This window comes from Anaerofustis sp. LCP19S3_F7 (genome assembly GCF_052119445.1).
Classification (GTDB): Bacteria; Bacillota; Clostridia; order Eubacteriales; family Anaerofustaceae; genus Anaerofustis; species Anaerofustis butyriciformans.
The window spans coordinates 20,962-34,353 of sequence record NZ_JBQKFF010000001.1 but is presented as its reverse complement, the minus strand read 5'-3'; the positions used below and the strand labels follow the sequence as shown (position 1 = coordinate 34,353).

Below are 13,392 nucleotides of genomic sequence, written 5' to 3'. Positions count from 1 at the left end.
ATTATGACTGCATTTGCGACAATCATTAGCAAGCAAGCGGTCATAGTCTGCCCTTTTTTCGAGAATATACGCAATATGTGCGTACTGCTCTATTGGCATTTTGCTGATAGGGCGGTGCGTTTTTGCGTTCAAAAGAGAAGGTGATGGGCTAACTGAGTGGAGAAGCATGCTCGGTTCGCCGTTCACCGACGCAGGAACGAATGGCAGAAGCTCTCCTTGCCGTGCGGGAGAGCAGGCAGAACTTTCTACACGGTATAAATCTCCGGCAAATAGCTGGAAAGAACTAAAGGAGGAATTGATTATGAAAGCAAAGAAAAGTAAAATAATAAGCATACTCTTGTGCAGTGTTATGATTCTGGCTTTATTACCCACAGTTGCTTTTGCAGAAGGTACTTCAGTAGCATGGATTGGGGAAACAGGATATGAGACATTGGAGGATGCAGTAAACCATGCTGTAAGTGGTGATACCATTGTATTAGGGGAAGGGAAATACACACTTTATGGCAAAAATGCAGATACAAAGGAGAAAAACCTCACCTTTGTAGGACAGGGTGCTGATAAAACTGAATGGGGAATTGGAGCAACAATACCTGACCCTGATAAATTCGGCACAGAATACAACGGAGATTACAGCTTTGACGGTTCCGGCACAATTACATTTAAAAACATGACTCTGCAGTCTGGTACAGCTGATTATCTGGGATTCATCCGTGCAGATAACACAGTTGCAGAAAATTGTGTAATAAACGGCAAGACCTTCTACTGGGGCTATACTTCGGCAAAATTCAAGAACACTACTTTCAATGCTCCGGAGGGGGATTATGCTATCTGGACCTATTCCTCACCGACGATGACATTTGACCACTGTACGTTTAATGTTTCCGGAAAAGCAATCAATGTTTATACAGACTTCAGTGCAGGAAAGTATGACATTACTGTTAATTATAATGATTGCGTAGTTAACAGCAACACGCCAGAAGAAAAAAAAGATAAGGCTGTCATGAACATAAACGACAGCAATATGGGCGATTACAAATATATCATCAATATTTCCGGAAACAATACGGTGAACGGCGTTACTCCGGATAACTTGAACAAAGAATACCCTAAGGAACAGAAGGACATCACATGCTCAAGGCTCTTCGAATTCAACACAAAGTATGGAAATGGCAATTCCGGCCGTACAGTTGTATCCATAGATGGTATTAAGGTTTGGGAAAATGGGAACATGATTGCCCATGAAATAGACACGGCAAACGATAGTTATACAGATGGTTACAAGGATGATGCTTACACGATAACCATTAGTGATTGGGAAAAGACAGACGATGATTACTATATCAGAGTCGTCAAAAAAGTTTGTGATTATTGTGGCTATACAAGTGAATACAAGGAAAAAGGTTATTCTGTAACATATACAGATGGTGTGGACAATGTTGAAATCTTCAAAGATCAGACAACCATTGTTCTTGCCGACGATGTCACTCCTGTGTTTGATGGTGGTACTCCCACAAGAGATGGATACATTTTTGATGGTTGGAATCCGGATGTAAATGAAACAGTAACTAAGAGCATTACTTATACAGCAGCATGGAAAGAAGAAGTGGTTCCGACCGACCCGACAACACCGCCAGACCCGACAACACCGCCAGACCCAACAAGACCGACAGAGACCAATCCTGACACAGGTGTTACAAGTCCGCAGACCGGAGATAACAGCAATATGCTTCTGTGGGTAGCTCTGCTGGTTGTAAGCGGAGCGGGCGTAATCGGAACAACGGTTTACAGCAAAAGAAAAAGAGTAAGATAACATGGCATAAGCTGCGTGTGCGGCGCACATTCGCAAAGCTCCCTCCTGTCGGGTACAATGTATCTGACAGGAGGAATTTTTTATGGAACTGAAAAAGCATATCACAGATGAAAAGACAGGTATCAGCTACACGCTCTGCGGAGACTACTATCTGCCGGACATAGTACTTCCCGAAGAAAAGTACTATGAACTCGGACGCTTCGGTCGTGCAAAGTTCCGTCACTTACAGCAATGCCATAAGGTACTGCTGACGAGCCTGCGAACAAGCGGGACGCTGAATGAATATCTGCACAGAGTAGACGAGGACTGCGAGGAAATGTTTTCCCGGCTGGTTAAGCAGTATGCAGAGCGCGAGGGCGTGACCGAACAGATGAAAGCTGACGAGATGATGAAGTGGCTCGGGCTGATGAATAACATCCGAAGCCGTGCGGAGGAGGTCATTATGAGGGAGTATATCTATGAGGAAAATTAAAATCCAAGGTGGACAGTATTGAACTGCAGCTCATTATCCGAGCCTTGGCGGAATGGCGGAACGCCTTGATTGCCGAGAATAAACCGACGGAGGATTTGGATGAGCTACTGATACGCTTCTGCAAATGACCGCTTACAACTGAATACAGAAAGAGAAAGCACTTATTTTCAGGGAATTATCCCACAAGAAAATAGGTGCTTTTTTTGTACCTAAGTGGCGGTATTTCCGATAAACCGGCAAGACGTTATAAACTCCTTACCCTGCTTTCTCCAACCCCTTACAGCGAAGAAAAACGGCAATTTTCATCCCGAAACTATGTCATTTCGGCACTTGATTACACAATCAGGTGCTTTTTGCTTTTCCGGTTCAAACAAGCGAGCTTCAAATTTCTTTGGGAAAAGGGTTGCCGTTCCATCTTTCTCAGTGGGAATTAGTGAAAGGATATTTTTTTCAAAAATATTTTTGAAAACACCCCCCCCAGAAACGCTCTCCCATTTCAAACAAGTGAAGGGGTAAAAATTTTTTGAGAAAAAGGGTGTCCATTTCATCTCCCCCGGTGGGAACAAGTGAAAGGATAAATTTTTTTGGAGTTTTTCTCGCAGAGCACAGATTTTGGGTGTGCATTTTGACCCCCTTTGTCCAAATGAGTGAGGGGGATTTTATCTTTGGTTTCCAAAACACCCGATAATTTTTCCTTTCCCAGTCCGAACAAGTGAAGGGACATAGTTACCCTACACCTTTTTACAACTGAATGACCGTCCGATTGGGATATGACTTTGCGATGATACGAGCAGGGCAACGCCGCTTAGATGGGGGCAGGCATACAAAAACGACAATCGGGTAAAGCGGCGGTTACATACCCACGCCTTACGGCTTGGGTTGAAAACTATGGGAGGTGGTGAAAGTGCCACGAATGAGTAAAAAACGGAAACAGGGATGGGCGCTGTTTCTGAATGAGAGAAACCGTATCACCTATAACGAGCTTTGCAGGAAGTGTCAGAACGACTGCAAGCAGAGCTTTCGGGTGCTGGTAATCGAATGCCCGAAATTTTTGAGAAAGGAGAGAAAACGAAAAAATGAAGCTTGAGATTACAAAGGCAAGCGATGTTCAGGTAAAGAGCGTGGAATGGCTGTGGTATCCGTATATTCCTTATGGCAAGGTCACGGTCTTGCAGGGCGACGCCGGTGACGGCAAAAGCACTTTGATTCTGAAGCTTGCCGCAATGCTGACAAGGGGCGAGCCAATGCCCTTTACCGACGGCGAGGGCGCAGAACCGGTCAATGTCATTTACCAGTCCACAGAGGACGACGCAGACGATACAATCGTTCCTCGATTTATTGCCGCAGGCGGCGATACGGACAGACTGCTGTTCATCAATGAGAAGGAACAGTATCTGAGCTTTTCCGACGAGCGACTGCTGGAAGCCATCCGACAGACCAAAGCAAAGCTCATTGTCCTTGACCCCTTATCCGCATATATCGGGGAGTCAACATCGATCAATTCCGCCAATGAAGTCCGCAGACAGTTTCGACCGCTGATTGACATCGCAAAGGAACAGGGCTGTGCGATTGTCATCGTTCATCATATGAACAAGGCAATCGGGCAGAAAGCACTGAACCGTGGCGTAGGTTCGGTGGATATTGTGGGTGCGGCAAGAAGCGTTCTGCTCGTCGGGAGAACCGATAAGGAACGTCCCGATGAGCGAATACTGGCACAGGTCAAAAGCAATCTTGCCCCGACAGGAAATGCCATTCTCTTTTCGGTTGACGAGGGCGGTATTCACTGGCTGGAGGAAACTGCAAGGACAGCAGATGAAGTTTTGGGGAATGTATTTGCGGGAGTCGGCAGACCCGATGAGCAAATGCAGAAAGCAAAAGAAATGCTGTCCGCTTTACTCGCTGGCACCCAGCCAAAGCCGCAGAGCGAAGTGATGCGTCATCTGAAAGAGGCGGGGGTCAGCGAGAGTACGGCAAAAAAAGCAAAAGCACTGCTGGGCATACGCTCTGTGAAACAGGGCGTGCAGTGGTTTTGGTTGTTGCCGGAGGGCAAGGACGAACAGAATTTCGTGACGGATAAAGACACGAAAAGCTGTGAGGATTTGCCCTTTTAAGGGAGTCAAGGGGGAACGCCTTGCCCACCACCTTGCTTGCAAGGTGTAGTGGGTTACACTGCAATGCACCGGGAACGGAAAACGCACGGTTTCCGTTCGGTTGGCAGTGATTTTTGCGAGCCGCCGGATATGGCGAGCAAAATATCACGGACAACAGCATTGAGGGATTGTTTACGAGCCGCAAAGGACGGCGAGCAAACAAGACCGAAAGGCGGTAAGAGGTGCTTTGCTGTGTATCAACCGTCTCTCCCGTTCACCGCAAAATGATACAGAGGAAGATAATTCAACGATACATTCTGAATTATTACTTCCTTGAAAATGAAACGACAAGGAGAGAAATGCCTATGGCAAATTACGCGATTATGCGCATAGAAAAACGCAAGCTCGGCGCTGTCGGCAGGATATGCAATCATCACGAACGACTGAAAGCCGAGTATAAAAGCAATCCCGATATTGACCCTTCGAGGACGCACCTGAACTATCACATTGTCGAGCCTACGGCAAAATACCGCAAGGCAGTACTGGACAGGATTGAAGAAGTCGGAGCCAAGCGAAGAAAGGACAGCGTGGTTATGCAGGACTGTTTCGTGGGCGGAACTCCTGACTGGCTGAAAGGAAAATCCGTTGAGGAACGGAGAGAATACTTTGATTATGCCTACCGTTTCTTTGAGAACAACTTCAAAAAAGAGAACATCATCTCGGCGGTTGTGCATTTGGACGAGGCGACTCCCCATATGCACCTTTGCTTTGTTCCGATAACGGAAAAAGGCAGATTGTCTTCCAAGGATATTATCGGAGGACCGAAAGGGCTTGTGGGCTGGCAGGATAAATTCTACGAATATATGCACGAAAAATATCCCGACATCACAAGAGGAACGCCTGCAAAGGTATCCCACAGAAAGCACATTCCTCCCTTTATGTTTAAGGTTGCCGGCGAGCTTTACGACCATTACGGAGAGATATGCGGTGCAATCAATGACATCGGGCTTGTGAACAACGCAAAGAAAAAAGACGCAGCTATTGCCCTTCTCGGCAGGTATGCGCCGGAGATGGCTCAACTCAAGGTGCAGCTTCAAAGCACGGACAAACACATCGCCTATCTGGAGCGTGAACTGTTCAGCGAACGTGACAGCAATTCCAATTACCGCAGTATCAATTACGAGCAGGAACTGGAACTCAAACAGGCAAACCGAAAAATTTATGAGCTGAACCAAAAGCAGAAGGAGCTTGAAAAAGTGATTTCCAAAATACCGCCGGAAGTACTTCAGCAGATGGCACAGCAGGAAAAAGAAACGAGAAAACGCAAATCGAAAGGATGGGAAAGATAAATGAATGTTACAGAAATCAGGGTCGCTGACTGCGTACCCTTTGAGAATTATCCGTTCAAGATACAGGATAATTCCGATATGGAAATGCTGATTGACAGCATAAAGGAAAGCGGTGTGCTGATACCGATAGTGGTACGCCCGAAAGGTAAGGAGTATGAAATCCTGTCGGGTCACAGAAGAATTTATGCTTGCAAAATGGCAGGGATCGACAAAGTCCCTGCCATTATCCGTGAGCTTTCCAGAGATGAAGCGGTCATCTTTATGGTGGATTCCAATCTTCATCGTGAGGGACTGTTACCCTCCGAAAAAGGATTTGCCTACAAGATGAAGCTGGAGGCAATGAAACATCAGGGGCGGACTTCTGACCAAGTTGGTCAGAAGTTAACCTCCGTTCAGGCGCTTGCCGATTCTTCTTCGGACAGTAAAACACAGATACAGAGATATATCCGACTGACCTTTTTGGAAAAGCCATTGCTTGACTTGGTGGACGAGGGGCGCATTGCTCTGACGCCTGCGGTGGAGCTTTCCCATTTACTGCCCGAAGAACAAAGGAACTTAATCGAAACCATAGAAAGCGAGGACTGCACCCCCTCTCTTTCTCAGTCGGTCAGAATGCGAAAACTGAGTAATGACGGATTGCTGACAATGGATAAGATATTCGAGATTATGACCGAGGTTAAGGGCAATCAGGTGGAGGTTTTGAAGATACCGACCGACAGAGTACGGCAGTATTTCAAGCCGAACACCACCTACAGGCAGATGGAAGATTATATCGTAAAGGCGTTGGAACACTATGCGCTTTACCTGAAAAGACAGAGAAACAGAGACAGCCGATAACGGCTGATTATTGTAAAGGAGGTTTTCAGATGAACAGAAACAGCAACAGACCGGTAATAGATATTCAGCGAATTCCCGTTGGTGAAAAGCCGCTTGAGGAGCTTGCGGCGGAGGTTTACGGCTGGCTTTTTCAGAGCAAAAGCACAGCGAAGTCATCAGACGGCACATTCGCAAACCGTAAAAAACAGTACTACAATGACAGTATAAAGATGATTTCAGGAGGAAAAGAAGATGACACAGCAGCTTAAGAAAACAGCCCTTTATTGCAGGCTTTCCAAGGACGATGAAAGGCAGGGTGAGAGCCTGTCCATTGAAACTCAAAAGTCCATGCTCGTGCGCTATGCACAGGAGAACGGACTGATACCCTACGAGATTTATGTGGATGACGGGTATTCGGGTTTGAACTTTGACAGACCGGACTTTCAGCGAATGATTGATGATGTTGCAACCGGTAAAATCGGTGTGGTCGTTGTTAAGGATTTAAGCCGTTTCGGTCGAGACCATATCGTTGTCGGGCAGTATCAGGAATTGTATTTTCCCTCCAAAAAGGTGCGTTTTATCGCATTAAATGACGGAATTGATACCCTGAACAGTCACAGCACCGACTATGCGGCACTGAAAAATGTAATCAACGAGTTTTACAGCCGTGATACTTCAAGGAAGATAAAAGCCGCCTTCCGTTCCAGAGCGAAAGACGGAAAGTATCATTCCAAAACTGCGCCGTTTGGGTATCTGAAAGATCCGGACGATCACAATCATCTCATTCCTGACCCGGAAACCGCACCGGTGGTGGTCAAGATTTACGACCTTGTGTTGAAGGGTTGGGGCAATCACCGTATCCGTGATTATCTGAGGGAAACCAAAGTGCCGGTGCCGTCCTGGTATATGCACATCAGGGGCATTGAGGATAAATCCCATATGTTTCCCGATGAAGAATCCAAATATATCTGGAGACCCGATACGCTTCGTCTTTTGATTCGAAACCGTGTTTACTGCGGCGACTGTGTTCTCTGTAAATCCGATACGGTTTTCAAGACAAAAAAGCACTTCAAGACAGATGAAGCCGACTGGATTACGGTAGAAAACACCCACGAGCCTATTGTATCAAGAGAGACTTGGGAAAGAGCAAACGAGCTGGTTGCCGTTAAGCGCAGAGAATACAAGGAAACGCTGAAGGACGATTTGAATATCTTTTCCGGGCTTCTTAAATGCGCTGACTGCGGAAAGGCACTGAGCCGAAGAAAATACGGCTCCAACAGTTCCCATATGATTTATGTCTGCGGAACCTATGCCACCTACGGCAGTCATAAATGCACCCAGCACAAAATTTTTGAGGAGGACTTAACGGCGGCAATGCTTGCCGATATACAGGAATTGTTTTCAGCCGTTAAAAAGGACAAGGCGAAGCTGATTGACCTGCTTATAAAGAACAAGGCAAAAAACGAGGGAAAGGCTCTGAACACGAAAGAAGCACAGTACAAGCGAGTCTGCAAGCGTTTGGAGGAGGTCAATCGCCTTGTGGACAAGCTGTATGAGGACAATATTTCGGGGAAAATCAATGAAACCAACTTTGTCCGTCTGCTCAGTAAATATCAGCAGGAACAGGAAAGCATACTTGCCGAAAAAGGAAAGCTGGAAAGTGAAACTGCCGCTGTGCGTGAAATCCGCAGTGATGCAGAGCAGTTTGCAGACCTCTTGGAGCGTTACGGAGACATTTCCGAACTGACGCCTGAAATTCTCAATATGCTGGTGGATAAAATTATGGTGTATGAGCCGAGGGCTGTTGAGGGTGTTATGCGACAGCAGATTGATGTTTATTACCGTTATATCGGCGTGGTAAAGCTGGTGGATTACGGCTCTACCACCTACTACAAGTCTGGCGAGGTGCTTACTGCCGCAAAGAAGCGTGAGAACGCAAAAATGGAAAAGAGAATTGCTGCCGTTAAGGAAGAAATGCAGAGCGATGAAGCCGTTTCAGCATAATTTCCTTTTCAGCCGGTAAAGTGTCACTCTATGTGGGTGACACTTTTCTTTTGCGGTGATGTCATCTTTATGCGTATGTCACTAATGTGAGCCTGCCCGATGACTTTGACAAGATACTGTCGGTTATGCGTTCCCGTGGAGTATCGGTAAGTATCATCTTGCAGAACTTGGCTCAGTTAAAAGCCTTGTTTGAAAAGCAATGGGAAAGTATTGTGGGCAACTGCGACGAGTTTCTGTATCTCGGCGGCAACGAGCAAAGCACCCACAAATATGTGTCCGAGCTTCTCGGTAAGGAAACCATTGATACCAACACTTTCGGAAAGAGTACCGGTCGAAGCGGTAACTACTCCACAAATTATCAGATTAGCGGTCGAGAGCTTTTAACCCCTGATGAGGTTCGTATGCTTGATAACCAATACGCAATTCTGTTTATTCGTGGAGAACGCCCCGTTATGGACTTCAAGTATGACATCTTGAAGCACCCGAATGTGGCACTTACAACCGATGGAAAGGCTTCTGCCTATAAGCACGGCGAAGTTACCGTCAAGCACTCATCAATTTCCGTTCTTTCTATTGACCCGGAAGAACTTCCGGAGGAAAGCTACGGAGAAACCAATTACGAGCTTCTGTCCGACGAGGATTTTGAAGTAAATAAAAACTTATTTTAACGGAGGAAAACACAATGAACATTTTTAAGAAGAACAACGAAAAGAAAACTACTCAGAAGTTGCCTATGACCGGAAAGGTTCGGAAAGGCTTCCGTGCTTACTGCGCCGTAATCGCAGCAGCAACTCTTGTTTGCGGTATGAGCGTTACCGCTTTTGCCGCCAGCGACCCGATTACCGTGGTCAACAATCTGTCCGATTTCATCTTCGGTCTTATCCGTGCCATCGGTCTTATCCTGCTTGGCTTCGGTATCGTTCAGGTCGGTCTCTCTTTGAAGTCTCACGACCCGTCTCAGAGAGCCAACGGCTTCCTGACCCTTGCGGGCGGTATCATCATCACCTTTGCAAAGGAAATCCTGACCCTTATTACCGGTTAAGAGAACACAGTTATCAAACGGGGCATACCTGGCATTTCAGGTATGCCCCTAATCTTAAAGGAGGTGCAAACAGATGAGTGATAACTGGGTAGTTCAGAACCTCGAAAATGCCCTTGAAACTTGGAACAGCAAGCTATCGGAAATATGGCAGTTGCTAACCACTTCGCCGCAACAGTTCAAAGGCGGCAGTATTTGGTCGGTAATGGTGAATATCAACGGAGCGGTTCAGGCTATCGGTCTTGCCTTACTTGTTCTGTTTTTTGTTGTCGGTGTGGTTCGCACCTGCGGAAGTTTTACCGATGTAAAGAAACCGGAACACGCATTAAAGCTGTTTATCCGCTTTGCCATTGCCAAAGGTGTGATTACCTACGGGCTGGAGCTTATGCTTGCCCTGTTCGACATCGTACAAGGTACGATTTCAACCATTATGACATCTGCGGGATTCGGTACGCCCAATCAAACAACCTTACCTGCTGAAATGGTAACAACCATTGAAAGCTGCGGATTTTTTGAGAGTATCCCATTGTGGGCGGTTACTCTTATCGGCGGACTTTTTATCACGGTCTTGTCGTTCATTATGATAATGACGGTGTACGGACGATTTTTCAAGCTGTATATGTACACGGCTCTCGCTCCGATACCGCTTTCCACATTTGCCGGAGAACCGTCGCAGAATGTGGGTAAGAGCTTTATAAAGAGCTACTGTGCCGTTTTGCTTGAGGGAGCAGTAATTGTACTTGCTTGTATTATCTTCTCCCTATTTGCTTCTACGCCGCCGGTAGTGAACCCTGACGCAGCAGCCGTTACTCAGGTATGGGCATATATCGGAGAACTGGTATTCAATATGCTTGTGCTTGTCGGTGCGGTTAAGATGAGCGACCGAATTATCCGTGAAATGATGGGCTTATAACGGGAGGTTCTCTGATGAAGAAAAACAAGAAAAATAACGATAGATGGCAGGGCTATATGCCTGCCGACTGCGACTGCAAATATTGTGTGTACTACGGAGGAAAGAAAAACGGCAATGTGATTTGCCTTGCGGACACCTGCGTCTGCTCTGATGAAATCCGTCACGCAAAACAAGCATATCGCAGAGAAAGGAGCTTTTGATGGAAGTCAAAATTAACCGAGAGATACGAAATTATACAGAGTCAATGTTTTTTGGACTGTCGCTCAGACAGTTCATTTTTTCTGTTCTTGCCTGTGCGGTAGCGGTAGGACTTTACTTCCTTCTAAAACCATACCTCGGAACAGAAACCGTATCGTGGGTGTGCATTTTGGGAGCTGCCCCTTTTGCGGCTCTCGGCTTTGTGAAATACAACGGAATGACGGCTGAGAAATTTATATGGGCGTGGATTAAGTCCGAGTTCCTTATGCCGAAAAAGCTGGTTTTTCATTCCACCAACACCTATTACGAATTGATGAAACCGACAATCGAACAAAAACAGAAGGAGGCTTATAAGAACAATGATTAAAACCCTTACAAACCTGTTAAAGCAGGACAAAGAAAAGTTTGTAGTACCAAAGGGCGTACAGGATTGTATTCCCATTACCGCAATCTATGATGACGGCATTTTCCGTGTGGGCAAGGACAAGTATTCCAAGAGCTTCAAGTTCACGGATATTAACTTTGCCGTAGCAAGCCGTGAGGACAAGGAAGCAATGTTCCTTGAATACTCCGAGCTTCTCAACTCTCTTGACAGCGGAGCTACTACAAAACTGACTATCAACAACAGACGGCTTAACCGTTTGGACTTTGAGAAAACCATTCTTATCCCCGAAACCGGCGATGAGCTTGATGTTTACCGAGAGGAATATAACAAAATGCTTCTCGACAAGGCGACCGGTGCAAATGCAATCGTTCAGGATAAGTATGTTACTATCTCCATCAACAAAAAGAGCGTGGAGGACGCAAGAACCTATTTTGCCCGTGTCGGTGCTGACCTGATTGCCCACTTTGCAAGACTCGGAAGCAAATGTGTGGAGCTTGAAACCGATGAAAGGCTGAGAATTGTCCACGATTTCTTCCGTGTCGGTGAGGAAACCGCCTACCACTTCAATATTAAGGAAACGAGAAAAAAGGGACACGATTTCAAGGATTATGTTTGCCCGGATACAATGGAATTTGAAAAGGACTACTTCAAAATGGGAAACCGTTACGGGAGAGTCCTTTTTCTTCGTGAGTACGCTTCCTATATCAAGGACAGTATGGTAGCTGAGCTTACCGACCTGAACCGCAATCTGATGATGTCCATTGACATCGTACCTGTTCCTACCGATGAAGCGGTGCGAGAAGCAGAGAGCAGACTGCTTGGGGTTGAGACGAATATAACCAACTGGCAGAGAAAGCAGAATCAGAACAATAACTTTTCTGCTACCGTTCCGTATGATATGGAACAGCAGAAAAAGGAAATGAAGGAGTTCCTTGATGACCTTACCACTCGTGATCAGCGAATGATGTTCGCTGTACTCACTATGGTTCATACTGCGGACTCCAAAGAACAGCTTGATAACGACACCGAAGCTCTGCTTACTACGGCAAGAAAGCATTTGTGCCAGTTTGCCATTCTCAAGTATCAGCAGATGGACGGACTGAATACGGCTATGCCCTTTGGAACACGCAAGATTGACGCATTCAGAACCCTTACCACAGAAAGCCTTGCGGTCTTTATTCCGTTCAGGGTTCAGGACATTTACCACGAAAACGGCATTTACTACGGTCAGAATGTCATCAGTAAAAATATGATTATTGCCGACCGCAGACAGCTACTCAACGGTAACTCCTTTATTCTCGGCGTATCCGGCGGCGGTAAATCCTTTGCGGCAAAGGGAGAGATTGAAAATATCATTCTTTCCTCCAACGCAGATGTTATTATCATAGACCCTGAGCGAGAGTATTCGCAGCTTGTAAAGGCTCTCGGCGGCGAAATCATCAATATTTCCGCTACTTCTCCGAGCCATATCAATGCAATGGATATGAACAAGGAATACGGCGACGGTGCAAACCCGGTTATCCTGAAATCCGAGTTCATTATGTCCCTTTGCGAACAGCTTATCGGCGGCACAAACCTCGGAGCAAAGCAGAAGTCTATCATTGACCGTTGTACGGCGAGCGTTTACCGAGACTATCAGCAGAGAGGTTATACCGGCACAGTTCCTACTTTGCAGGACTTCCGTGCGGAGCTTTTGAAACAGGACGAGCCGGAAGCAAAAGAAATCGCCCTTGCTATCGAGCTGTTTACACACGGCTCTTTGAATACCTTCGCAAAGCCGACCAATGTTGATACGGATAACCGACTTATCTGTTATGACATTCTTGACCTCGGCAAGCAGCTTATGCCTATCGGTATGCTTGTTGTCCTTGACTCTATTCTGAACCGTATTACACAGAACCGTGCTAAGGGTAAGCAGACATTCATCTTCATTGATGAAATCTATCTTCTGTTCCAGCACGAATACTCCGCAAACTTCCTGTTTACTCTTTGGAAGCGTGTGAGAAAGTACGGTGCTTACGCCACCGGCATTACGCAGAATGTGGACGACCTTTTGCAGAGCCATACGGCAAGAACTATGCTTGCAAACAGCGAGTTTTTGATTATGCTCAATCAGGCGTCAACCGACAGAATTGAGCTTGCCAAGCTCCTTAACATTTCCGACCTCCAGCTTTCATATATCACGAATGTTGACGCAGGACACGGACTGATTAAGGTCGGCAGTTCGCTTGTGCCGTTTGCAAATAAGTTCCCGAAGAATACGAAACTGTATAAGCTGATGACAACCAAACCGGGCGAGGGTGTATAACCCTTGCC

Annotated in this window: 13 protein-coding genes and 1 pseudogene; all 14 read left to right on the top strand. The window is 46.2% G+C overall.

What is annotated here, in order from left to right; all coding sequences use genetic code 11:
• The first annotated feature begins 301 nt into the window (after window positions 1–301).
• The 14 genes and pseudogenes from ACTQYZ_RS00205 (at window position 302) to ACTQYZ_RS00140 (ending at window position 13,384) form a co-directional block, all read left to right on the top strand.
• Window positions 302–1,810: an LPXTG cell wall anchor domain-containing protein gene (locus ACTQYZ_RS00205; RefSeq protein WP_441415788.1), complete on the top strand. Its 1,509-nt coding sequence runs from the start codon at window positions 302–304 to the stop codon at window positions 1,808–1,810.
• 82 nt (window positions 1,811–1,892) lie between these two features.
• On the top strand, window positions 1,893–2,282 hold the full coding sequence (locus ACTQYZ_RS00200; protein ID WP_441415787.1) for a TnpV protein: 390 nt from the start codon (window positions 1,893–1,895) through the stop codon (window positions 2,280–2,282).
• Window positions 2,283–3,186: 904 nt separating this feature from the next.
• Complete coding sequence (locus tag ACTQYZ_RS00195) at window positions 3,187–3,369, top strand: hypothetical protein (protein ID WP_441415786.1); 183 nt, start codon at window positions 3,187–3,189, stop codon at window positions 3,367–3,369.
• Window positions 3,359–4,393, top strand: coding sequence for an AAA family ATPase (locus ACTQYZ_RS00190; protein ID WP_441415785.1), 1,035 nt, complete (start codon window positions 3,359–3,361; stop codon window positions 4,391–4,393). Before ACTQYZ_RS00195 ends, ACTQYZ_RS00190 begins: the two co-directional genes overlap by 11 nt.
• A gap of 344 nt (window positions 4,394–4,737) precedes the next feature.
• Window positions 4,738–5,721 (top strand): MobV family relaxase, encoded by a 984-nt coding sequence (mobV, locus tag ACTQYZ_RS00185; protein WP_441415784.1) that lies wholly within the window; start codon window positions 4,738–4,740, stop codon window positions 5,719–5,721.
• Window positions 5,722–6,558: a ParB/RepB/Spo0J family partition protein gene (locus tag ACTQYZ_RS00180; RefSeq protein WP_441415783.1), complete on the top strand. Its 837-nt coding sequence runs from the start codon at window positions 5,722–5,724 to the stop codon at window positions 6,556–6,558.
• Between the two features lie 29 nt (window positions 6,559–6,587).
• Window positions 6,588–6,806: a hypothetical protein gene (locus tag ACTQYZ_RS00175; protein WP_177284919.1), complete on the top strand. Its 219-nt coding sequence runs from the start codon at window positions 6,588–6,590 to the stop codon at window positions 6,804–6,806.
• Window positions 6,790–8,541, top strand: coding sequence for a recombinase family protein (locus ACTQYZ_RS00170; protein ID WP_441415782.1), 1,752 nt, complete (start codon window positions 6,790–6,792; stop codon window positions 8,539–8,541). The genes ACTQYZ_RS00175 and ACTQYZ_RS00170 overlap by 17 nt, the downstream gene beginning before the upstream one ends.
• A gap of 83 nt (window positions 8,542–8,624) precedes the next feature.
• Window positions 8,625–9,209: pseudogene (locus ACTQYZ_RS00165) on the top strand (type IV secretory system conjugative DNA transfer family protein); the annotation flags it as partial.
• A gap of 14 nt (window positions 9,210–9,223) precedes the next feature.
• Window positions 9,224–9,583, top strand: a complete 360-nt coding sequence (locus ACTQYZ_RS00160; RefSeq protein WP_080908667.1) for a glutamyl-tRNA amidotransferase — start codon at window positions 9,224–9,226, stop codon at window positions 9,581–9,583.
• 73 nt (window positions 9,584–9,656) lie between these two features.
• Complete coding sequence (locus tag ACTQYZ_RS00155) at window positions 9,657–10,493, top strand: hypothetical protein (RefSeq protein ID WP_003525214.1); 837 nt, start codon at window positions 9,657–9,659, stop codon at window positions 10,491–10,493.
• A gap of 14 nt (window positions 10,494–10,507) precedes the next feature.
• On the top strand, window positions 10,508–10,693 hold the full coding sequence (locus ACTQYZ_RS00150; protein WP_332438883.1) for a hypothetical protein: 186 nt from the start codon (window positions 10,508–10,510) through the stop codon (window positions 10,691–10,693).
• On the top strand, window positions 10,693–11,058 hold the full coding sequence (locus ACTQYZ_RS00145) for a PrgI family protein (RefSeq protein WP_015573062.1): 366 nt from the start codon (window positions 10,693–10,695) through the stop codon (window positions 11,056–11,058). Before ACTQYZ_RS00150 ends, ACTQYZ_RS00145 begins: the two co-directional genes overlap by 1 nt.
• Complete coding sequence (locus ACTQYZ_RS00140; RefSeq protein WP_303670724.1) at window positions 11,051–13,384, top strand: VirB4-like conjugal transfer ATPase, CD1110 family; 2,334 nt, start codon at window positions 11,051–11,053, stop codon at window positions 13,382–13,384. The genes ACTQYZ_RS00145 and ACTQYZ_RS00140 overlap by 8 nt, the downstream gene beginning before the upstream one ends.
• Window positions 13,385–13,392: the final 8 nt, after the last annotated feature.